Origin of the sequence: Pseudomonas sp. B33.4 (assembly GCF_034555375.1) — a bacterium.
Classification (GTDB): Bacteria; Pseudomonadota; Gammaproteobacteria; order Pseudomonadales; family Pseudomonadaceae; genus Aquipseudomonas.
Genome location: NZ_CP140706.1, coordinates 5,983,497 through 6,006,326, shown reverse-complemented (window position 1 = coordinate 6,006,326; position 22,830 = coordinate 5,983,497). Strand labels below are relative to the sequence as shown.

19 protein-coding genes are annotated in these 22,830 nt (G+C 59.7%); 13 read left to right on the top strand and 6 right to left on the bottom strand.

The features are described 5' to 3' along the window. Window positions 1–125 precede the first annotated feature (125 nt). Window positions 126–860: a ComF family protein gene (locus U6037_RS26630; protein WP_322845052.1), complete on the bottom strand. Its 735-nt coding sequence runs from the start codon at window positions 858–860 to the stop codon at window positions 126–128. Between the two features lie 91 nt (window positions 861–951). Here U6037_RS26630 and bioB point away from each other — a divergent pair, with 91 nt between their 5' ends. From bioB to U6037_RS26575, 11 genes are all read left to right on the top strand, one after another. Next, entirely contained in the window at window positions 952–2,007 is a 1,056-nt protein-coding gene (gene bioB, locus U6037_RS26625) for a biotin synthase BioB (RefSeq protein ID WP_180699336.1), read from the top strand. A gap of 171 nt (window positions 2,008–2,178) precedes the next feature. Continuing rightward, the gene (gene bioF, locus U6037_RS26620; protein WP_322845051.1) at window positions 2,179–3,357 is read left to right on the top strand and encodes an 8-amino-7-oxononanoate synthase; all 1,179 of its coding nucleotides are present in this window, start codon (window positions 2,179–2,181) and stop codon (window positions 3,355–3,357) included. After that, window positions 3,350–4,081 (top strand): alpha/beta fold hydrolase, encoded by a 732-nt coding sequence (locus tag U6037_RS26615; RefSeq protein ID WP_322845050.1) that lies wholly within the window; start codon window positions 3,350–3,352, stop codon window positions 4,079–4,081. The genes bioF and U6037_RS26615 overlap by 8 nt, the downstream gene beginning before the upstream one ends. Next, window positions 4,074–4,883 (top strand): malonyl-ACP O-methyltransferase BioC, encoded by an 810-nt coding sequence (gene bioC, locus U6037_RS26610; RefSeq protein ID WP_322845049.1) that lies wholly within the window; start codon window positions 4,074–4,076, stop codon window positions 4,881–4,883. Before U6037_RS26615 ends, bioC begins: the two co-directional genes overlap by 8 nt. Next, window positions 4,880–5,560 (top strand): dethiobiotin synthase, encoded by a 681-nt coding sequence (bioD, locus tag U6037_RS26605; RefSeq protein ID WP_322845048.1) that lies wholly within the window; start codon window positions 4,880–4,882, stop codon window positions 5,558–5,560. The genes bioC and bioD overlap by 4 nt, the downstream gene beginning before the upstream one ends. Before the next feature lie 107 nt (window positions 5,561–5,667). Beyond that, window positions 5,668–5,964: a pyrroloquinoline quinone biosynthesis protein PqqE gene (locus U6037_RS26600; RefSeq protein WP_242208972.1), complete on the top strand. Its 297-nt coding sequence runs from the start codon at window positions 5,668–5,670 to the stop codon at window positions 5,962–5,964. 275 nt (window positions 5,965–6,239) lie between these two features. Continuing rightward, window positions 6,240–8,045 carry a phenylacyl-CoA dehydrogenase gene (locus tag U6037_RS26595; protein WP_322845047.1) on the top strand — a complete coding sequence of 602 codons (1,806 nt, stop codon included), beginning with the start codon at window positions 6,240–6,242 and terminating at the stop codon, window positions 8,043–8,045. A gap of 275 nt (window positions 8,046–8,320) precedes the next feature. After that, entirely contained in the window at window positions 8,321–10,423 is a 2,103-nt protein-coding gene (locus U6037_RS26590) for a cytochrome-c peroxidase (RefSeq protein ID WP_322845046.1), read from the top strand. Window positions 10,424–10,620: 197 nt separating this feature from the next. After that, entirely contained in the window at window positions 10,621–11,910 is a 1,290-nt protein-coding gene (locus U6037_RS26585) for a GGDEF domain-containing protein (protein ID WP_322845045.1), read from the top strand. A 90-nt stretch (window positions 11,911–12,000) separates the two neighbouring features. Next, on the top strand, window positions 12,001–13,797 hold the full coding sequence (locus tag U6037_RS26580; protein ID WP_322845044.1) for an acyl-CoA dehydrogenase C-terminal domain-containing protein: 1,797 nt from the start codon (window positions 12,001–12,003) through the stop codon (window positions 13,795–13,797). 210 nt (window positions 13,798–14,007) lie between these two features. Then, window positions 14,008–15,786: an acyl-CoA dehydrogenase C-terminal domain-containing protein gene (locus U6037_RS26575; protein WP_322845043.1), complete on the top strand. Its 1,779-nt coding sequence runs from the start codon at window positions 14,008–14,010 to the stop codon at window positions 15,784–15,786. Window positions 15,787–16,013: 227 nt separating this feature from the next. Here U6037_RS26575 and U6037_RS26570 read toward each other — a convergent pair whose 3' ends face one another. Further along, complete coding sequence (locus U6037_RS26570) at window positions 16,014–16,928, bottom strand: LysR family transcriptional regulator (protein WP_322845042.1); 915 nt, start codon at window positions 16,926–16,928, stop codon at window positions 16,014–16,016. A 169-nt stretch (window positions 16,929–17,097) separates the two neighbouring features. On the opposite strand from U6037_RS26570, the gene U6037_RS26565 reads away from it, so the two are divergent. Both U6037_RS26565 and U6037_RS26560 read left to right on the top strand, forming a co-directional pair. Then, complete coding sequence (locus U6037_RS26565; protein ID WP_322845041.1) at window positions 17,098–18,381, top strand: aspartate aminotransferase family protein; 1,284 nt, start codon at window positions 17,098–17,100, stop codon at window positions 18,379–18,381. Between the two features lie 194 nt (window positions 18,382–18,575). After that, window positions 18,576–18,734, top strand: coding sequence for a YqaE/Pmp3 family membrane protein (locus U6037_RS26560; RefSeq protein ID WP_003228885.1), 159 nt, complete (start codon window positions 18,576–18,578; stop codon window positions 18,732–18,734). A gap of 111 nt (window positions 18,735–18,845) precedes the next feature. Here U6037_RS26560 and U6037_RS26555 read toward each other — a convergent pair whose 3' ends face one another. Genes U6037_RS26555 through pqqC form a run of 4 tightly spaced genes read right to left on the bottom strand, consistent with a single transcriptional unit; the run spans window position 18,846 to window position 22,779 of the window. Next, the gene (locus tag U6037_RS26555) at window positions 18,846–20,657 is read right to left on the bottom strand and encodes a S9 family peptidase (RefSeq protein WP_322845040.1); all 1,812 of its coding nucleotides are present in this window, start codon (window positions 20,655–20,657) and stop codon (window positions 18,846–18,848) included. Continuing rightward, window positions 20,623–21,783 (bottom strand): pyrroloquinoline quinone biosynthesis protein PqqE, encoded by a 1,161-nt coding sequence (gene pqqE / locus U6037_RS26550; protein WP_416221693.1) that lies wholly within the window; start codon window positions 21,781–21,783, stop codon window positions 20,623–20,625. The genes U6037_RS26555 and pqqE overlap by 35 nt, the downstream gene beginning before the upstream one ends. Further along, a complete protein-coding gene (pqqD, locus tag U6037_RS26545) occupies window positions 21,755–22,030 on the bottom strand; it encodes a pyrroloquinoline quinone biosynthesis peptide chaperone PqqD (protein WP_322845039.1) in 276 nt (91 codons plus the stop codon). Before pqqD ends, pqqE begins: the two co-directional genes overlap by 29 nt. Beyond that, window positions 22,027–22,779: a pyrroloquinoline-quinone synthase PqqC gene (gene pqqC / locus U6037_RS26540; RefSeq protein WP_322845038.1), complete on the bottom strand. Its 753-nt coding sequence runs from the start codon at window positions 22,777–22,779 to the stop codon at window positions 22,027–22,029. Before pqqC ends, pqqD begins: the two co-directional genes overlap by 4 nt. Window positions 22,780–22,830 lie beyond the last annotated feature (51 nt).

Below are 22,830 nucleotides of genomic sequence, written 5' to 3'. Positions count from 1 at the left end.
AGCCGAACCCAAATCCCTTGTAGGAGTGAGCCTGCTCGCGATTGCGGTGGATCAGTCAGGATAAATGTTGGCAATGATGACGCTATCGCGAGCAGGCTCACTCCTACAGGGGGATTTTGTTGGATTCAGCTTCCGGGTTTCGGCGTGCGCGCCAGGCAATAGACATCGACCCGCGCAGCGCCAGCGTCCATCAATAGACGCGCAAGCGCCTGCGCAGTTGCACCCGTCGTCAGCACATCATCGACCAGCGCCAGATGCCGGCCTTTCACCTGCGCGTCCGGCATTAGGTCGAAGGCTTTACGCAGATTGCGTTTACGCGATTTGGCGTCGAGATCCTGCTGTGCGTCGGTCTCCTTGACCCGCCGCAGAACCTGTTCTTCGCACGGCAGATCCAGCGACTGACTCAACCAACGCGCCAACATCGCAGCCTGGTTGAATCCCCGTTGGCGCAGACGTTTACCCGCCAGCGGCACCGGCAACAACGCATCGGGTCTGGGTAAGCCTTCATCGAAGCGATGTTGCAGGTATTGCCCGAGAACGTCGGCGATCAGGTGGCCAAACGGCCATTTCGCGTTGTGTTTAAACCGCGTAATCAAACTGTCGACCGGGAAGCCATAAAGCCATGGCACCACTACCAGTTCGAACGCTGGCGGCTCTAGCTGGCACTCGCCGCAGGTCAGGCCCGCTGCAGCTAACGGCAAAGCGCAGGTGACGCATTGATCGCCGAGCCACGGCAAATCTGTTTCGCAAGCCACGCAGATTGGCATTTCTGCTTCTGCCGGCTCATCGCAAAGCAAGCAGGATTGTACGTTATTTAAACAGATGTAAACCTGACCTTCGTGTCGTGGTTGACAGTGCATGACTCTTCCTTAAATATGCCGAACATCCGTGTCGCGCCTGTGGGTATTCCGTTCCCGCAGCCGCCAGCCAAGCATAACCAAGGAATTACCCATGAGCGCGAGCACCACCGCCACCCTGCGTCACGATTGGTCTCTGGCCGAAGTCAAAGCACTCTTCGTACAGCCATTCAACGACTTGCTGTTTCAGGCGCAAACGGTGCACCGCGCACATTTCAACGCCAACCGCGTGCAGGTCTCGACTCTGCTGTCGATCAAGACCGGCGCCTGCCCGGAAGACTGCAAGTACTGCCCGCAGTCCGGTCACTACAACACCGGCCTGGAAAAAGAAAAGCTGATGGAAGTGCAGAAGGTCCTCGAAGAGGCGGCACGCGCCAAGGCCATCGGTTCGACGCGTTTCTGCATGGGCGCGGCGTGGAAACATCCGTCGGCCAAAGACATGCCGTACGTGCTGAAAATGGTCGAAGGTGTTAAAGCTCTGGGCCTGGAAACCTGCATGACCCTGGGGCGTCTCGATCAGGATCAGACCGAAGCGCTGGCCAAGGCCGGCCTCGATTACTACAACCACAACCTCGACACTTCGCCTGAGTTCTACGGCAGCATCATCACCACCCGCACTTACAGCGAGCGCCTGCAAACGCTGGCCTACGTGCGTGAATCGGGGATGAAGATCTGCTCCGGCGGCATCCTCGGCATGGGCGAGTCGCTGGATGATCGCGCCAATCTGCTGATCCAGTTGGCCAACCTGCCGGAGCATCCGGAATCGGTGCCGATCAACATGCTGGTGAAAGTCGCCGGCACGCCACTGGAAAACGCCGAAGACATCGACCCGTTCGACTTCATCCGCATGCTCGCCGTCGCCCGTATCCTCATGCCGCAATCCCACGTGCGCCTGTCCGCTGGCCGCGAAGCGATGAATGAGCAGATGCAGGCCCTCGCCTTCTTCGCCGGTGCCAACTCGATTTTCTATGGCGACAAGTTGCTGACCACCGCCAACCCGCAGGCCGACAAGGACATGCAGCTGTTCGCGCGTCTGGGCATCCAGCCGGAGGCTCGTGAAGAGCATTCCGATGAAGTGCATCAGGCTGCGATCGAGCAGGCATTGGTAGAGCAGAAGAGTAGCGAGCAGTTCTACAACGCCGCCGTTTAAACCTGCGCGGATTCCTCTGAAGGAATGCAAAACCCCTTGTGGGAGCGAGCCTGCTCGCGAAAGCGGTGTTCCAGTCGACATTGATGTCGGATGTGAAGGCCTCTTCGCGAGCAAGCTCGCTCCCACAGGGATCGCGTTCACTTTGATATTTGTGATCTCACCGAGGCCTGCATGTCTTTCGATCTCGCCGCACGCCTTGCTGCCCGTCGTGCCGAAAACCTCTATCGCCAGCGCCCATTGCTCGAGTCCCCGCAGGGGCCGGAAGTGGTGGTCGACGGCCAACCGTTGCTCGCCTTCTGCAACAACGACTACCTCGGCCTGGCCAATCATCCGCAAGTGATCGAAGCCTGGCGCGCCGGTGCTGAGCGCTGGGGCGTTGGTGGCGGCGCGTCGCATCTGGTGATCGGCCACAGCGGCCCGCATCACGCACTGGAAGAAGCATTGGCCGACCTCACCGGACGCCCGCGTGCTTTGTTGTTCACCACCGGTTACATGGCCAATCTTGGCGCCGTTACGGCGCTGGTCGGGCAGGGCGATACGGTGCTGGAAGATCGCCTCAATCATGCCTCGTTGCTGGATGCCGGATTGTTGTCCGGCGCGCGATTCAATCGCTATCTGCATAACGACGCGGAAAGTCTGGCCAAGCGCCTGGAGAAAGCCACCGGCAATACGCTGGTGGTCACCGACGGCGTGTTCAGCATGGACGGCGATCTCGCTGATCTGCCGGCACTCGCCCGTGAAGCCAAGGCCAAAGGCGCGTGGTTGATGGTTGATGACGCTCACGGTTTCGGGCCGCTCGGTGCGAACGGTGGTGGCATCGTCGAGCACTTCGGTTTGAGTCAGGAGGATGTGCCGGTGTTGGTCGGCACCCTCGGTAAAGCCTTCGGCACCGCTGGCGCTTTCGTTGCAGGCAGCGAAGAACTGATCGAAAGCCTGATCCAGTTCGCCCGCCCGTACATCTACACCACCAGCCAGCCACCGGCGCTGGCCTGCGCGACCCTGAAAAGTCTCGAACTGCTACGCACCGAGCATTGGCGTCGGGATCATCTGCAAACTCTGATCCGTCAGTTCCGCCATGGCGCCGAGCAGATCGGGCTGGAACTGATGGACAGCTTTACGCCGATCCAGCCGATCATGATCGGCGATGCCGGGCGTGCAGTGCGGTTGTCGCAGATGCTGCGCGAGCGCGGCCTGATGGTCACCGCGATTCGTCCGCCGACCGTGCCTGCCGGCAGCGCTCGTTTGCGCGTGACCCTGACCGCTGCCCACAGCGAGGCGCAGGTGCAGCTATTGTTAGAGGGACTGGCCGATTGCTTTGCCCAACTGTCGTCGGAGCCAAGCCATGCGTAATCGCCTGATTCTGCTGCCCGGCTGGGGCCTCGGTGTTTCGCCGATGGAGCCCTTGGCTGCGGCGTTGCACGGTCTCGATGAACACCTGAAAGTCGATATCGAGCCGTTGCCGGAACTGGATTCCAGCGATCTGCAAGACTGGCTCGACGAACTTGATGAAAGCATTCCCCAAGACGTGTGGCTCGGTGGCTGGTCGCTGGGCGGCATGCTTGCGTCCGAATTGGCGGCACGGCGTGGCGAGCATTGCTGCGGTTTGCTGACGCTGGCGAGCAATCCTTCCTTCGTTGCCCATGAACAGTGGCCGAACGCGATGCCCGGCGAGACCTTCGATGCGTTTCTCGCCGGTTGCCAAGCCGATCCGCGCACAACTCTCAAACGGTTCTCGCTGCTTTGTGCTCAAGGTGCGCAGGATCCGCGCGGCTTGTCGCGATTGCTGTTGGGTGGCGCGCCGAATACCGCGCCGTCGGCGTTGATGGCGGGACTGGAACTGCTCGCACAACTGGACACCCGTGAAGCATTGCAGGCGTTTCGTGGCCCGCAGTTTCATTTGTTCGGCGGGCAGGACGGTCTGGTCCCGGCGGAAGCGGCGGGGGCGTTGTTCGCCCTGTTGCCGGATATCGAAATAGGTCTGATCGAACAGGCCTGTCATGCGTTTCTTCTGGAAGACCCCCACGGACTGGCGGGCGCGATCCAGGCTTTTTTACATGAGTGCGGTGATGACTGATTTGTCTCTATTGCTGCCTGGCGGCTTGCCTGACAAGCGTCAGGTCGCGGCCTCTTTTTCCCGTGCTGCAGCCAGTTACGACAGCGTCGCCGAGTTGCAACGTGATGTCGGTACACAGTTGCTGCAGCGCTTGCCGTTGGAATTTGTACCAGAGCGCTGGTTGGATCTTGGCTGTGGCACGGGTTATTTCACCCGCGCGTTAGCTTCGCGGTTTGTCGAAGGCCAGGGTGTGGCACTGGACATTGCCGAGGGCATGCTTGATCACGCGCGCCCGCTGGGCGGCGCTGAGTATTTCATTGCTGGCGATGCCGAGCGCCTGCCGTTGCAGGATTCGACTTGCGATCTGATCTTCTCCAGCCTCGCGGTGCAGTGGTGTGCGGACTTCGAGACAGTGCTCAGCGAAGCGTTTCGCGTGTTGAAGCCGGGTGGGATTTTTGCGTTTGCTAGTCTTTGTGCAGGGACATTGTTCGAGTTGCGCGACAGCTGGCGCCAGGTCGACGGGCTGGTGCACGTCAATCGCTTCCGCGAGTTCGCCCGCTATGAGCAATTGTCTGCGGCCAGTGGTTTGCGCACGCTGAGTCTGGAGAATCAGCCTCATGTGCTGCATTACCCGGATGTACGCAGCCTGACCCATGAATTGAAAGCTTTGGGTGCGCACAATCTGAATCCGGGGCGGCCGGGCGGTTTGACTGGGCGGGCGCGGATTCTCGGGCTGGTCGAAGCTTACGAGCAATTCCGTGAGTCGTCGGGATTGCCGGCGACTTATCAGGTGGTCTACGCCGTGTTGGAGAAACCCGTATGAGCGCAGCCTATTTCATCACCGGAACCGACACCGATGTCGGCAAGACCACGGTTGCCGCCGGGTTGCTGCATGCGGCGCGTTCTGCCGGGTTGAGTACAGCGGCGGGCAAACCGGTGGCGTCCGGTTGCGAAGTCACGCCCAAAGGGTTGCGCAATGCCGATGCGTTGGCGCTGTTGGCCGAATGCTCGTTGCCGCTGAGATATCAACAAGTCAATCCCGTGGCGTTCGAGCCTGCGATTGCTCCGCACCTGGCGGCGCGTGAAGCGGGTGTGGCGTTGACTGTGCAGTCGTTGCTGGCGCCGATGCGCGAGATTCTGGCGATGAATGCCGATTTCACCCTGATCGAGGGGGCGGGTGGCTGGCGCGTACCATTGGCCGATCAGGACAATCTCTCGGATTTGGCAATTGCCCTGAAACTGCCGGTGATTCTGGTGGTGGGCGTGCGCCTGGGCTGTATAAGTCATGCCTTGCTGACGGCCGAGGCGATTGCCCGGGACGGGCTGCAACTGGCCGGGTGGGTGGCGAATATCATCGATCCGAAGACTTCGCGGCTGGAGGAAAACCTCGCGACATTGGCCGAGCGAATTCCGGCGCCGTGCCTGGGGCGCGTGCCGAAGCTCAAGGCTTTGAGCGCAGAAGCGGTGGCGGATCATTTGCAACTGGATCTGCTCGACTAAGCTTTTCTCTATGGGCAGGCACTGTGCCATTAGTGTTTTTGACGGGTGTTTTTCTGGCGCCTCTGCTTCAATGGCGTCATTGATCCTTCCCAAGGATGAGAACTGTTATGGAAATCTCCGGTAACACAGCTTTTTATGCGGGTTTGAGCACCATTCAAACCGGGCAGAACCGCGTCGATCAGGCGGCCAGTCAGATCGCCAACAACACGATCGAGCGTTCGGTCACCAGCCAGTCTTCGGAAGCGCAGATTGATCGTCTGCGTGGTGTGGATCGTAGCCAGCAGATGGACCTGGGCAGTGACATGGTCCAGATGGCCCAAGGTAAATTCCAAGTGGAGCTGGGCGTGAAAGTAGCCAAGGCTTCCGACGAAGTGCTCGGTACGATCATCGACACCTTTGCCTGATTTATCGCCATCGCATCCCTGAACGCCGCGCCGTGTCGCGGCGTTTTTCGTTGTAAGTCCTTCTCCCTCAACTAATCTTTTATTCAGCGCCCGTGGCTCGTTCGAGCACATGGCGGTTTGCTGTGCCCGGCGTTTGAAAGGTGCGATGACGAACGGCAAAAGATCGACGCTTGACAAGATTTCGGCGTAAACGTATGTTTCAAACAACTGTTTGACCGTCACAACAAATCAACACGGTCGTTCATTCCCGGTTACATCAGCAGAGGTTTATCGCTATGCCTGACTACAAGGCCCCCTTGCGTGATATTCGCTTCGTTCGTGACGAACTGCTCGGCTACGAAGCGCACTATCAGAGCCTTCCGGCTTGCGCAGACGCAACTCCGGACATGGTTGACGCCATTCTCGAAGAAGGCGCCAAGTTTTGTGAGCAGGTACTGGCACCGCTGAACCGCGTGGGCGACCTCGAAGGTTGCACCTGGAGCGAGTCCGGCGTGAAAACCCCGACGGGCTTCAAAGAGGCTTACAAGCAATTCGTTGAAGGCGGCTGGCCGAGCCTGGCGCACGACGTTGAGCACGGCGGCCAAGGCCTGCCGGAGTCGCTGGGTCTGGCGGTGAGCGAGATGGTTGGCGAAGCCAACTGGTCGTGGGGCATGTACCCGGGCCTGTCGCACGGCGCGATGAACACCATCTCCGAGCACGGCACGCCAGAGCAGCAAGAAGCCTATCTGACCAAACTGGTTTCCGGCGAATGGACCGGCACCATGTGCCTGACCGAACCGCACTGCGGCACCGACCTGGGCATGCTGCGCACCAAGGCCGAACCTCAGGCTGATGGTTCCTACAAAGTCTCCGGCACCAAGATCTTCATCTCGGCCGGTGAACACGACATGGCCGACAACATCGTCCACATCGTGCTGGCTCGTCTGCCGGACGCACCGGCTGGCACCAAAGGCATCTCGCTGTTCATCGTTCCGAAATTCATGCCGAATGCTGATGGCACCGTCGGTGCACGCAACGCTGTGACTTGCGGTTCGCTGGAACACAAGATGGGCATCCACGGCAACGCCACTTGCGTGATGAACTTCGACGGCGCCACCGGTTTCCTGATCGGCCCTGCGAACAAAGGCCTGAACTGCATGTTCACCTTTATGAACACCGCACGTCTGGGTACTGCGCTGCAAGGTCTGGCCCACGCCGAAATCGGTTTCCAGGGCGGCCTGAAATACGCTCGCGATCGTCTGCAAATGCGCTCCCTGACTGGCCCGAAAGCGCCGGAAAAAGCCGCTGACCCGATCATCGTGCATCCTGACGTACGCCGCATGCTGCTGACCATGAAGGCATTCGCCGAAGGCAACCGTGCGATGGTGTACTTCACCGCCAAACAGGTCGACATCGTCAAATACGGTGTTGACGAAGAAGAGAAGAAGAAAGCCGACGCACTGCTGGCTTTCATGACCCCGATCGCCAAAGCGTTCATGACCGAAGTCGGTTTCGAATCCGCTAACCACGGCGTACAGATCTACGGCGGCCACGGCTTCATCGCCGAGTGGGGCATGGAGCAGAACGTTCGCGACAGCCGCATTTCGATGCTGTACGAAGGCACCACCGGTATCCAGGCACTCGACCTGCTGGGCCGTAAAGTGCTGATGACTCAAGGCGAGGCTCTGAAAGGCTTCACCAAGATCGTCCACAAGTTCTGCCAGAACAACGAAGGCAACGAAGCTGTTCAAGAGTTCGTCGCACCGCTGGCGGCAATCAACAAGGAATGGGGCGAGCTGACCATGAAGGTCGGTATGGCTGCGATGAAAGATCGCGAAGAAGTCGGCGCGGCTTCGGTGGATTACCTGATGTACTCCGGTTATGCCTGCCTGGCTTACTTCTGGGCCGACATGGCGCGTCTGGCTGCCGAGAAGTTGGCAGAAGGCACCGGCGACGCGGCGTTCTACACCGCCAAGCTGCAAACCGCGCGTTTCTACTTCCAGCGCATCCTGCCGCGTACCCGTACTCACGTGGCTACCATGCTGTCGGGCGCCAACAACCTGATGGACATGAAAGAAGAAGACTTCGCACTGGGCTACTAAGCCTTAAAGCGGTCGCTTGAAAAAAACCGCTGCTCCCTTGGGGGCAGCGGTTTTTTTTTGCGTTGGATTCAACCCCCAACTCTGGGGGCGATTCCCCAGCAGAAACGGTGATCTGACACGGCGCACTTCCCGCGTTTATTGATTCAAAATGTTTCCCGGAGGGATGGCCAATTAATTGCACTGCGCTGATTAACCGGCGCTCACGAGAAATCCTGTGCTGTTTCACGACGCCTCTCGCCCGGCGAACTCATAACAACAACGTCAGGGTGAAGCATATGAACATCTGTCGACTTGTCGGATTAACCCTCACACTTAGTGCGTGCGGCGCCATGGCGGCTGATCCTGTGGAAGTGGATCCGCCGGTGCCGGAAGTGCCGAGCCTGCAATCACTGCGCGGCATGGTTCCCCCCGACCCCTCTGGAACAGAAGGCGGGCGCAAGGTCGACTTGATGACCGACTACGTGCTCAATCGCTCCGCCGCAATCCTGTTGGGAAAGGCGCTGTTCTGGGACATGGAAGTTGGCAGCGACGGCGCCACGGCCTGTGCGTCCTGCCACTACCACGCCGGCGTCGATCACCGCATCACCAACCAGCTCAACCCCGGCCAGGCGCATACCAACGCCAACGTCGCCTCGATCTTCAACAAGCCCTTTGTCGCGTCGGACATTCCCGGCGATGTGGCGTCCTACGCAACGCTGTCCGGCGGCAAGGGCGGCCCGAACTACACGCTGAAGAAAACCGATTTCCCGACCCACGTGCTGAGCAATCCGCTGGAGCGCAATTCACCGATCGTGTATTCGACCGATGACGTGGTCGGCTCTCAAGGTGTATTCGATGCCAATTTCGTCAAACCCAATCAGCCGCGTTTCGACAAATGCACCCAGCAGCCCGACGGCATTTTCCAGGTCGGCGGCATCAACGTGCGCCGCAGCACCGGGCGCAACGCGCCGTCGGTGATCAACGCCGCGTTCAATGTGCGTAACTTCTGGGATGGCCGGGCCAACAACGTGTTCAACGGCTTCTCGCCGTTCGGCAATCGTGATCCTGATGCCGGGATTTACGTGACCAGCGAGCGCAGCACCGTGGCAAGCAAAGTCAGGCTGGCGCTGAACGATGCGTCTGCCGCTTCGCAAGCCGTGGGCCCGCCCGGCAGCGCAGTGGAGATGTCCTGCGGCGGCCGCACTTTCGCCGACATCGGCCGGCGCATGCTCGATCAGTTGATGCTCAAGCAACAGCGGATTTCCTCCAACGATTCCGTGCTCGCCCCCGTATCCGGCGCGAGACGCCCAACTTATCGCGAATTGATCAAAAACGCCTTCCAGCCACGCCTGTGGAACGCCACGCAAAATGTGCTGGTGGGCGGTGCGCCGTATACGCAGATGGAGGCCAACTTCCCGCTGTTCTTCGGGTTGGCGATTCAGATGTACGAATCCACCCTGATCTCCGATCAAGCGCCGATAGATGCCTATCTGCAAGGCGATTCAACCGCCATGAACGCGCAACAAATTCAGGGCATGAATCTGTTTCTCGGCAAGGGTAAATGTGTCGCCTGCCATGGCGGCGCGGAGCTGACCAATGCGGCCAGTCGCTTGTTGATGCACCCGCGTGAGCGCATCGAGCGCATGATCATGGCCGACAACCTCACCACGCTCTACGACAACGGTTTTTACAACACCGGCGTGCGCCCGACATCCGAAGACCTGGCGCTTGGCGGGTCAGATGCCTGGGGTAATCCGTGGTCATTCAGCCGTCAGTACAACAAGCTGTTGCAGGGCGGCAGCATTCCCGACCCGCTGGACGTCGATGTCTGTACCTTCGAGGCGCCGCTGAGCGCGGCGATTCCGTGCGACGCCACGCTCAAACCCAATGTCAACTTTCGCGATTCGGTCGACGGCGCTTTCAAGACGCCGACCCTGCGCAACATCGCGCTGACCGGGCCGTACTTCCACAACGGCAGCCGCGCCACGCTCAAACAGGTGATGGAGTTCTACAACCGTGGCGGCGACCGTCGTGGCGAGGACGCCAACAACACCAGCGGTTTCGAGCACCCTTCGGCGAATCAGCACAACACGTCGAACCTCGATCCGGACATGACCAACCTCAACCTGACTCCCGATGAGATCGACGCGTTGGTGAAATTCATGGAAGTCGGCCTGACCGATCCACGTGTGGCCTGGGAACGGGCGCCGTTCGATCATCCGTCACTGGTCATCCCGCAAGGCCATATCGGTGATGAAAATGCCGTGACCCAACGTCCGGCCAGCCCGAAAGTCACCACCCGCCAGGCAGCGGACGCTGCACTCAATCTCAAGCCCTATGGCGCCGAAGGGCGAAGCACGGCGGAGGGGCCACTACTGCCGTTCTACAACGATTTGTGAGGAATATTTCCAGGCCTGGCCATCAGTGATGGTGGCCAGATGGCAAGCCGGGCAAAAAACTTGGCAAATCGCTCAGATAGTCAGGTTTTCTGCCGTTAAAGAGACTGCGTGTGATCTGGATCACATTGTGTGTGCTTAACTGGCCACATTGCAGGCACAATGCCATCTCTTTGATATGACGGGTCGGAGCTTTACCCTTGCCGCGTTCTTCCGCTGTACGTTTCAGCCATTTCCTACCTTCACTGCTGTTGTTACTCGCGGGGTTGGCGGCTGCGTACGTCAAAGACCTCAGCGTGTTCTTCACTTCCCTGTTTAACGTGTTGCCGACGTTGGTGTTGTTGTTGGGCGGCGCTTATTGCGCGGTTTACCGACGTCAGCGTGAACTGTTTCTGATGCTCACGGTGTACATCGCCTACTTCTTGCTCGATACACAGACCGATTATTATCGCGACAACGGCAAGGTCCGCGAGGATGCTGCGGTGGTCTTCCACCTCGTCTGTTTATTGCTGCCGTTGTTGTTTGGCCTGTTCGCGGCGTGGCAGGAGCGCACGCACCTGTTTCAGGACATGGTTGCGCGCTTCGCGGTTTTGCTGGCTTTTGGCAGTGTGGCATTGGGCCTGGAGCAAAGTTATCCCCAGGCGTTGCTGATCTGGCTGTCGGAAATCCGCTGGCCTGCGCTGCACGGCGCGTGGATGAGTCTGATCCAGCTGTCCTACCCGGTGTTTATCTCGGCGTTCCTGCTGCTGGCCTGGCAGTACTGGCGCAATCCGCGTCCGCTGCATGCGGCGCAACTGGTCGGCCTGCTCGGCGTGTTCTGGATGCTGCCGAAAACCTTCATCCTGCCGTTCACCCTGAACATCATGTGCAGTCAGGTGATGTTGATGATTGCCGCAGCGGTTGCGCACGAGGCTTATCAAATGGCCTTCCGCGATGAGCTTACGGGTCTGCCGGGGCGCCGCGCGCTCAATGAACGTATGCAACGCCTCGGCCGCAACTACGTGCTGGCGATGAGCGACGTCGACCACTTCAAGAAATTCAACGACACCCACGGCCACGATGTCGGTGACCAGGTGCTGCGATTAGTCGCGAGCAAGCTTTCGAAAATCAGCGGTGGCGGTAGGGCATATCGCTATGGTGGTGAGGAATTTGCCCTGGTGTTCGCAGGCAAAACCCTTGAAGAGTGCATGCCGCATCTTGAGGTGATCCGCGAATCGATTGCTTCCTACAGCATTCAATTGCGCAATCAGGAGAACCGCCCGCAGGATGACCAGCAGGGTCGTCAGCGTCGTGCCGGCTCGGGTGCTTCCAGCGTATCGGTGACGGTGAGCATCGGCGTCGCTGAACGAGTGGAGCAGCGCAACCCGGAACAAGTGCTGAAGTCCGCCGACGAGGCGCTCTACGCCGCTAAAGGCGCGGGGCGTAACTGCGTGGTTGCATTCGGCCAGAACCGCCGCGGCGCGGTGCGCATGGACGCGGCCGCAGGTTGAGTGATGACGGCGCATTCAGCGTCTGCACAGTGATTGTGGGGCGTGGTGGCCGGCAGTAGGTTGAAGCAATCTGCTGACGGAGAAGCCACCATGCCTGAGTACAAAGCTCCCCTGCGCGACATGCGCTTTCTGATCGACCACGTCTTCGACTTCCACGCCAACTACGCCGCCCTCGGTGCGCACGACGCCAGCCCGGACATGATCAACGCGATCCTTGAAGAGGGCGCGAAGTTCTGCGAGAACGTTCTGGCGCCGCTCAATCGCAGCGGTGACGAAGAGGGCTGCCATTTCGACAACGGTGTGGTGACAACGCCTACAGGCTTCAAGCAAGCCTTCGCACAATATGTCGAGGGCGGCTGGCACGGTCTGGCCGCAGACCCGACCTACGGCGGCCAGGGCCTGCCGAGTTCGCTGGGGCTGGTGATCAGCGAAATGGTCGGCTCCAGCAACACCTCCTGGGGCATGTACCCGGGCCTGACCCACGGCGCGATGTCGGCGATCCACGCTCACGGCAGCGCCGAGCAAAAAGACACATATCTGAGCAAGCTCACCGCCGGTCAGTGGACCGGCACGATGTGCCTGACTGAAGCCCATTGCGGCACTGATCTGGGCATCATCAAGACCCGCGCCGTGCCTCAGGCCGACGGCAGCTACGCGGTTACCGGAAGCAAGATTTTCATCTCCGCCGGCGAGCACGACATGAGCGACAACATCATCCATCTGGTGTTGGCCAAACTGCCGGACGCGCCGGCCGGGACCAAAGGGATTTCGCTGTTTATCGTGCCGAAGTTCTTGCCGGATGCGGCGGGTGAAGCAGGCGAGCGCAACGGCGTTTCCTGCGGTTCGATCGAGCACAAAATGGGCATCAAGGCCTCGGCCACCTGCGTGCTCAACTTCGATGGCGCCAAGGGCTACCTGATCGGCGAGCCGAACAAGGGCCTCAACTGCATGTTCACCATGATGAACCACGCGCGGCTTGGTACCGGCATGCAGGGATTGTGTCTGGGTGAAGCGAGTTTCCAGGGCGCGATCAAATACGCCAACGACCGCTTGCAGATGCGCTCCCTGACCGGCGCCAAAGCCCCGGACAAAGCGGCCGACCCGATCATCGTCCACCCGGATGTGCGGCGCATGCTGCTGACCATGAAGGCCTTCAACGAAGGCAATCGGGCGCTGACCTATTTCACCGCGCAGTTGCTCGATGTAGCGCACCTGAGCAGCGATGCCGAAGCGCGTCAGGAGGCCGAAGATTTGTTGGCGTTCCTCACACCGATCTGCAAAGCGTTCATGACCGACACCGGGCTGGAAGTGACTAATCACGGTATGCAGGTGTTTGGCGGCCACGGCTTTATTCGCGAGTGGGGCATGGAGCAATTGGTGCGTGATTGCCGGATTGCGCCGATCTACGAAGGCACCAACGGCATTCAAGCGCTGGATCTGCTCGGACGCAAAGTGCTGGGCAGTCAGGGCAAGTTGCTGCGTGGCTTCACCAAAATCGTCCACAAGTTCTGCGCGGCCAATGCCGAGCACCCGCAACTGGGCAGTTTCGTTGCGCAGCTCAATGAGCTGAATCAGCAGTGGGGCGACCTGACCATGAAGGTCGGCATGGCGGCGATGAAGAATCCGGATGAAGTGGGCGCGGCGTCGGTGGATTACCTGATGTACGGCGGTTACATCATTCTCGGTTATTTGTGGTTGCGCATGGCGTTGGTGGCGCAGGCGCAACTGGAGGCGGGCGAGGGCGAGGCGGATTACCTGCGCGGGAAAATCGCGACGTGCGAGTTTTACTTCAAGCGCTTGTTACCGCGAACGGCTGCACATCGGGCGGCGATTGAGGCGGGGAGTAATTGTTTGATGAGCTTGCCTGCCGAAATGTTTGCGCTTTAAGGAAGATCAAAAGATCGCAGCCTGCGGCAGCTCCTACATGGGATCGCGTTTTACCTGTAGGAGCTGGAGCAGGCTGCGATTTTTTATGGTGACTAAAAATAACAAATCGGTCACCGGTTGACCCTATGTGTCGCAAAAGTTGTTGGGGTACACTCAGGCCCAGAAAACATCATTCCACGAATCACCTGTTTAGATCTTGCGAGGTTTGCCATGGCTGACTACAAAGCGCCGCTGCGCGATATGCGCTTCGTCCTCAATGAAGTGTTCGAGGTCGCCAAACTCTGGGCCGAACTGCCGGCGCTGGCCGAGACCGTCGACGCCGAAACTGTTGAAGCCATTCTCGAAGAGGCCGGCAAGGTCACCAGCAAAAGCATCGCGCCGCTGAGCCGCGCTGCTGACGAAGAAGGTTGCCATTGGGCTGACGGTGCCGTCACCACCCCGGCCGGTTTCCCACAGGCTTATCAGACGTATGCCGAAGGTGGCTGGGTCGGCGTTGGCGGTGATCCGGCCTACGGCGGCATGGGCATGCCCAAAGCCGTGTCGGCGCAGGTCGAAGAAATGGTCAACTCCGCCAGCCTGTCCTTCGGCCTGTACCCGATGCTGACCGCTGGCGCCTGTCTGTCGATCAACGCCCACGCCAGTGAAGAGCTGAAAGCCGCGTACCTGCCGAACATGTACGCCGGCGTCTGGGCAGGTTCCATGTGCCTGACCGAGCCGCACGCCGGCACCGACCTGGGGATCATTCGCACTAAGGCAGAGCCTCAGGCCGATGGTTCCTATAAGGTCAGCGGCACCAAGATCTTCATCACCGGTGGCGAACACGACCTCACCGAAAACATCATTCACCTGGTGCTGGCGAAACTGCCGGACGCCCCAGCGGGCCCGAAGGGCATCTCGCTGTTCCTCGTGCCGAAGTTCATGGTCAATGCCGATGGCAGCCTGGGCGCACGCAACCCGGCGACCTGCGGTTCGATCGAACACAAGATGGGCATCCAGGCGTCCGCGACCTGCGTGATGAACTTCGACGAAGCCGTCGGTTATCTGGTCGGCGAGCCGAACAAAGGCCTGGCCGCGATGTTCACCATGATGAACTACGAGCGTCTGGGCGTCGGCATTCAAGGCCTGGCGACTGGCGAGCGCTCGTACCAGAACGCCGTTGAATACGCCCGCGACCGTCTGCAAAGCCGTTCGCCGACTGGGGCGCAGAACAAAGACAAGGTCGCTGACCCGATCATCGTCCACCCGGACGTGCGTCGCATGCTGCTGACCATGAAAGCCTCGAACGAAGGCGGCCGTGCATTCTCCACTTACGTGGCGATGCAACTCGACACCGCCAAGTTCAGCGAAGACGCCACCGCCCGTAAGCGTGCGGAAGATCTGGTTGCGTTGCTGACACCGGTGGCCAAGGCATTTCTCACCGATCTCGGTCTGGAAACCACTGTGCACGGCCAGCAGATTTTCGGCGGCCACGGCTATATCCGCGAGTGGGGCCAGGAGCAATTGGTGCGTGACGTGCGCATCACCCAGATCTACGAAGGCACCAACGGCATTCAGGCGCTGGACCTGGTCGGGCGCAAGATTGTTGGCAGCGGCGGCGCGTTCTACAAGCTGTTCGCCGACGAGATTCGCCACTTCACCGCTACCGCCAGTGCGGATCTGGGCGAATTCACCAAACCGCTGAACGATGCCGTCGACACCCTCGACGAGCTGACGTCGTGGCTGCTGGATCGGGCGAAAAACAACCCGAACGAAATCGGCGCGGCTTCGGTCGAATATCTGCAAGCGTTTGGATACGTTTCCTACGCCTACATGTGGGCATTGATGGCCAAAGCTTCACTGGGCAAAGAAGCGCAAGACGATTTCTATGCCAGCAAGCTAGGCACCGCGCGCTTCTACTTCGCCCGTCTGCTGCCGCGAATTCACTCGTTGAGCGCGTCAGTGAAGGCCGGTAGCGAGTCGCTGTTCCTGCTGGATGCGGCGCAATTCTGATGCGATAGCGTCATGTAAGCATTCTCTTACATGACGTGCTGCTGTTCTCCCATATGCGTAGATTGGATCCACGGCTAATCTACATTTCATGGACGTCGCGCAGGAAGCGCAAAGCAACAACACGGACACGTAGGATTCTGCCAGGGTGGCGGAGTGAAATGGATGTCAGGGAAACAGTCTGCAAAGCCCCGCTTCGGCGGGGTTTTCTTTTGCCTGCAGAAAAGTATTCAGGCCAACGGATCAAGCGCTGGTTTCACCTCACGCTCCATCACTTCCTCCAGCAAAGTCCGCAGTAGCGCCAAAGAGGCCTGTTGGCGTTGCACATCGCGACACACCAGGCCGACCTTCAGCGGCACCCGTGGTTCGCTCAGGGGTTTCCACAGCAGATCCTGATTGTCGTACTCCTTCTGTGATCGCCCCGGCAGCACCGTAGCCAGTCTGGTGTGCGGCAGACTGTCGAGAATCCCCACCATATTGTTCAGTTCTGCTTGTACCTGCGGACGTCGCCCGAGGGCTGTCAGTTGCGCCTGCCAGATCTGGCGGATCTGAAACTCTTCGCCCAACAGCAACATCGGTAACTCGGCGGCCTGACGCATCGAGACTTTCTTGAATTCGCGCAACGGATGATCGGCCGGAATCACCAGTGTCAGTTCATCTTCGTACAACATCACGCCATGTAGGCCCGGTTGGCGTGGCGGTAAATAGCTGATGCCAATATCCAGCGAACCGTTGAGCAGACGTCGCTCGATCTCCAGTCCGGTCAATTCATAAATCTGCACCACCAGATGCGGCTGCGCCTTGCGCACGCGCTCAAGCATTTGCGGTACCAGACTGGTATGAACCGTTTGCAGTACGCCGATTGCCAGCGTGCGCAAGGCCTGGCCCTTGAAGTTACCTAACGCCTCGCGCGCCCGTTGCAGTCCGTCAAGCAGCGGCACCGCGTGGTTGTACAACGTGTGTGCGGCCAGGGTTGGCAGCAAGCGCTTGCTGCTGCGCTCGAACAGGGTGACGTCGAGGTTCTGTTCGAGTTGGCGGATCTGCTGTGACAACGCCGGTTGCGAGATCGACAGGCGTTCCGCCGCCCGGCCGACATGGCCTTCTTCGTAGACCGCGACGAAATAACGCAGTTGTTTAAAATCCATAAGTAATGCTTATCGAAAATGCTGGTAAATCGAAATGGCCCGAAGCCGTCAGTGAGCCTAGTCTAACCGCATTCACAAGGCTTACAGGGCCAGAAAGCGCGATGAATAGCGTTCGCTTCGATGGTGTTTACATAGGCAGTTCAGAAAACCTCGAACGAGGTTTTTTCCAATGAATCTGTTCAGTTTGCGGCGCCAGACGCCGAGTCTTGATGACCTCACTTTCGAGGCCAATCCTTCTGACCACAACGAAAATCTCAGCGCCGGGCGCCTGATGCCCAGCGTCGAGCGGCCACAGCAGGTGTTTGTCCGCGGGCAAGGTTCATGGCTGTGGGACAGCCACGATCGTGCATACCTCGACTTTTCCCAAGCCGGCGGCGCCAACAGCCTCGGCCACAGCCCTTCGGCGCTGGTCAAAGCCATCAGCAGTCAGGCGCAGGCGCTGATCAATCCCGGTTTCAATCTGCATAATCGCGGCATGCTCAGCCTCGCCGAGCGTCTGTGCGCCGCCACTTCCAGCGATCAGGCGTACTTGCTCAACAGCGGCAGCGAAGCCTGTGAAGCGGCGATCAAACTGGCGCGCAAGTGGGGGCAACTGCATCGCGGCGGCGCGTCGCGGATTATTGTCGCGAAGCAGGGGTGCCATGGCCGCAGTCTGGCAACGATTTCCGCCTCGGACAGCTGCAACCTGCACAACCGTTTCGCGCCGCTGTTGCCGGGTTTCGATCTGGTGCCGTTCAGCGACTTGCCGGCGCTACATGCGGCGGTCGATGCGCAGACCGTGGCGATCATGCTGGAGCCGATCCAGAGCGATGCTGGCGTTATTCCCGCCACCGAGCATTACCTCAAGGGTGTCGAGCGCCTGTGCCGTGAACTCGGCATTCTGCTGATCCTCGACGAAGTGCAGACCGGGATCGGCCGCTGCGGTACTTTGCTCGCCGAACAGTCCTACGGCGTACGCGCCGATATCGTCGTGCTCGGCAAAGGGCTTGGCGGCGGTGTGCCGTTGGCGGCGCTGCTGGCACGGGGCAAGGCTTGTTGTTTCGAGCCTGGCGAACTCGGCGGCACCCATCACGGCAACGCACTGATGACGGCGGCCGGACTGGTGGTGCTGGACAGCGTACAAGACCGCAGTTTTCTCCAGCAGGTCAACGACAACGGCCAGCACCTGCGCGAAGGCCTGGCTCGATTGGCGCACCGCTACGACCACGGCGAGTTGCGCGGACAAGGCCTGTTCTACGGACTGACCCTGTCGGACGATTCCGCCGACGCTGTGGTCCTCGCCGCCCTGCACGAAGGCCTGCTGCTCAGCGCCCCGCAAGCCAACTGCCTGCGGTTCACCCCGGCGCTCACCGTGAGCAAAAGCAACATCGACGAAATGCTCCTGCGCCTGGGCCGCGCCTTCTCTCGAGTGCGCACCGCACAACTGCAATGCCGCAAAGGGATTGCCGTCTGAGCTGAAGTTTCCTACCCGATTTCCAGAACCGTCTCGCGGTATAACGCACGCCCCACGCCTGATTCTTTTGGCGTGGGGCGTTTTTTTGTGGGGTGGTGGCGATCAAATGGCAGTTGCACTGAACCCTGACGAACGGCGCGGGTCGATTAGCTTGTATGGCTCAAGTGAGCCAACCCCCATTCAGGAGCTGCCCCATGGATTTCATTCGCATCATCATCGCTATTCTGTTGCCACCACTGGGCGTGTTTCTGCAGGTCGGGTTTGGCGGGGCGTTCTGGTTGAACATTCTGCTGACGTTGTGCGGGTATATTCCGGGGATCGTGCATGCGGTGTATATCATCGCCAAGCGCTGAGTCAGCGGCATAAACCTGTAGGAGCTGCGGCACGCTGCGATCTTTTGATTTTAATTCGAGGATCAGGATCAAAAGATCGCAGCGTGCCGCAGCTCCTACAGGAAGAGGGTTTCAGTCTGTAAATCCCATCACCCGCCGATAGAACTTCCACTCCTGCTCCAGCGCATGCGCCTGATTGGCCGCGCGGCGGAAGCCGTGGCGTTCGTCGGGGTAGTAATGCGCTTCGACCGGGATGCTGTTCTGCTCGAGTGCCGTGACCATGTCGCGGGTCTGTTGCGGGACAACGACAGCGTCCAGTTCACCCTGAAAAAAGATTACCGGCACCCGGATATTGCCCGCGTGCAGCAAGGGTGTGCGGGCGGCGTAGCGTTCGGCGTCCTGTTCGGGATCGCCGATCAGCCAGTCCAGATAATCACCCTCAAATTTGTGCGTTGCTCGAGCCAACGCAACCGGATCGCTAACGCCGTACAAACTTGCTCCAGCGCGGAAAACTTGTTTGAACGCCAGCGCACATAACGTGGTGTAGCCGCCTGCGCTGCCACCCCGAATAAATGCGCGCTCACCGTCGATCAAACCCTGCTCGGCGAGATAGCTCACCACCGCGCAAGCATCCTCGACATCCACTTCACCCCAGCTCAGGTACAAGGCCTGGCGATATTCCCGGCCATATCCGCTGCTGCCGCGATAGTTGAGATCAGCGACGGCGAAGCCACGTTGCGTCCAGTACTGAATGCGCGGATCAAGCATTGGATAGCAGGCCGATGTCGGGCCGCCGTGGATGAACACCACCAGCGGCGGTTTCGTCTCGCCGCTCATGGATGGATAGAAGAAGCCGTGAGCTTGGCCTGAACCACTTGGGTAGCGCAGTGTTTGCGGACGACTGATGCGCTCAGCAGGCAAGGGCGCCACGCCACCCACCAGCACGTTCACTTCTCGCGTGGTTCGATCAATGGCGATGACCGCCGAAGGACTGATCGGTGAGGCGGCGATGCAGTAGATAAATCGCTCATCCACAGCGAGATGACGGAAGCGGCTGTAGTCACCAGTGAAATCTGCGTCACCGAGCGTCAGGCGACCAAAACCACCTTCGCTCCAGCTCGCCAAAAACGAATTATCAACAGGCAGCCACGTGCAGCCACCCAGTTGCCACGGTGCTGGCGCGTGATCGGCTTGCGCAGCAGGTAATGGCTCCAAACCGTCGCAAGTCTCGGCCCACGGCTGCCAGAATCCACCACGATCGGTCAGGCAATAAAGGCGATTTTCGGCATCGAATCGTGGTTGTTGGATGGACTCTTCAAACTCGGCGCCGGCAACGCATCGCGGCGAACCAAAAGCGCCATTGGTCGAACGCTCAGCCACCATCATCCGTGTCGACGTCCACGGCTGATGTGGCCGGCTCCACTCGATCCAGGCCAAACGCTGGCGATCCACACTAAGGATTGGCGCCGCATAAAAATCCGCGCCTTCAGCCAATAAATGCCGCGTCCCGTCAGCCAGATCGATTGCTACGAGCCGATGCTGATCTTGCTGTTCTTCGACCGCCAGCACTTGGCCGAAAGCAAAATGCAGATCGCCATAACGGCACTCACCCGAGGTCAATGCTTCCGGCTCGCCACCGAGTTTCTGCCGATACAACTGCTGATCCGCCTCAGCGACGAAAACCACTCCATCCGGCGTCAGACAAAACGCGCCACCGCCATATTCGTAGACGCGACTGCGCACACTGAAACCATCCGGCGTCAGACATCTCGCCACCCCTTCGCGCCAATGCCAAATCCGGCACGCGGCATCTTCCGGGCGATATTCATTCCAGAACAGCCCATTGGCGCCGAGCTGCAACTCGGCGAAGTCCATGCCGGCAGCGACGGCTTGCGAGGCGCTGAAAGGCTCAGCCCTTGGCGATGAGGCGTGAGTTTCGTTCATTGCGAAAGGCCAATTGTTCGATGGTTTGAGTGGCTGTCTCGGCTTCTTCGCGGGCCTTGAGAATCACGCCGTGATGTTCGGATTTGCTGCACACCGGGTCAGCATTGCTCGCATCGCCGGTGAGCATGAACGCCTGGCAGCGGCAGCCGCCGAAGTCCTTTTCTTTTTCATCGCAGGAGCGGCACGGCTCGGGCATCCAGTCGTAACCGCGAAAGCGGTTGAAGCCGAACGAGTCATACCAGATGTGCTGCATGCTGTGATCGCGCACATTGGGAAACTGAACCGGCATCTGCCGGGCACCATGGCAGGGCAGGGCGGTGCCATCCGGCGTGACTGTCAGAAAGATACTGCCCCAGCCGTTCATGCAGGCTTTCGGGCGTTCTTCGTAATAATCCGGAGTAACGAAAATCAGCTTGCATGGATGCCCTTCGGCTTCCAGTTTCGCCCGATATTCGTTGGTGATGCGTTCGGCACGGACCAGTTGCTCTTTGGTCGGCAACAGGCCGACGCGATTGAGCTGGGCCCAACCGTAGAACTGGCAGGTGGCGAGTTCGACGAAGTCCGCCTCGAGCGCAATACACAGCTCAATGATGCGGTCGATCTTGTCGATGTTGTGCCGATGGGTGACGAAGTTCAGCACCATCGGATAACCGTGGGCTTTGACCGCACGGGCCATTTCCAGCTTCTGTGCGAAGGCCTTTTTCGAGCCGGCGAGCAGGTTGTTCACTTGCTCATCGCTGGCCTGGAAACTGATCTGGATGTGATCGAGGCCGGCTTTCTTGAAGTCGCTGATTTTCTGCTCGGTCAGGCCGATGCCGGAGGTGATCAGGTTGGTGTAGAAGCCCAACTGTCGTGCTTCATGAATCAGCTCGGCGAGATCCTGACGCACCAGCGGCTCGCCGCCGGAAAAACCCAGTTGCGCCGCGCCCATCTCCCGCGCCTCGCGGAACACCTTAATCCACTGCTCGGTGCTCAGCTCTTTGCCCTGCTCGGCGAAATCCAGTGGATTGGAGCAGTACGGGCATTGCAGCGGGCAGCGATACGTCAGCTCGGCGAGCAACCACAGCGGCAGGCCGACTTCAGGTTTTGCCGGCAGATCAGCCAAGGGTGATCCAGTGCTGTGCACGGGCAACCTCCATGAATTGCTCGATGTCGTCACCGAGCTCGGGCACGCCGGGGAACTGCTCGTCGAGTTTGGCGATGATCGCCGCGACATCGCGTTCGCCGTCGATCAAACCGCCGATCAACGCAGCGGTTTCGTTGAGTTTGATCATGCCTTCGGGGTAGAGCAGCACATGGCCTTTCTGCGCCGGCTCGTACTGGAAGCGGTAGCCGGGACGCCAGGTCGGGACTTGGCTGCGGTCGAAACTCATAAGGTGATTCCTTTATGCCAGACGCGTTGTTCGGTGACGCTGTGATACGGCGGGCGGTTCAATTCGTAGGCCATGCTCATGGCATCGAGCATGCTCCAAAGAATGTCCAGTTTGAACTGGAGAATTTCCAGCATGCGCTCCTGGCCTTCGCGCGTCTTGTAGTGCTCGAGCGTGATCGCCAGACCATGCTCGACATCACGCCGTGCCTGACCGAGGCGGGTGCGGAAGTATTCGTAACCGGCGGGGTCGATCCACGGGTAATGCTGCGGCCAGCTGTCGAGGCGCGATTGGTGGATCTGCGGCGCGAACAGTTCAGTCAGCGAGCTGCTGGCGGCTTCCTGCCAACTGGCGCGACGGGCGAAGTTGACGTAGGCGTCGACGGCGAAACGCACGCCGGGCAATACCAATTCCTGGGAGCGCAGTTGATCCGGATCGAGACCGACCGCTTGACCGAGACGCAGCCAGGCTTCGATGCCGCCGTCTTCGCCGGGAGCACCGTCGTGGTCGAGCAGGCGCTGAATCCATTCGCGGCGGATTTCGCGGTCCGGGCAGTTGGCGAGGATCGCCGCGTCTTTCAGGGGGATGTTCACCTGATAGTAGAAGCGGTTGGCGACCCAGCCCTGAATCTGCTCGCGAGTGGCGCGGCCTTCATACATCGTCACATGATAGGGGTGGTAGATGTGGTAGTAGGCGCCTTTGGCGCGCAGGGCCGCTTCGAATTCGGTGGGGGACATTGGCGTGTCAGTCATGTCTGTTCTCCGGGAACAACCGTTGGATTCTGTGGTGTCTGTCAGGACGTC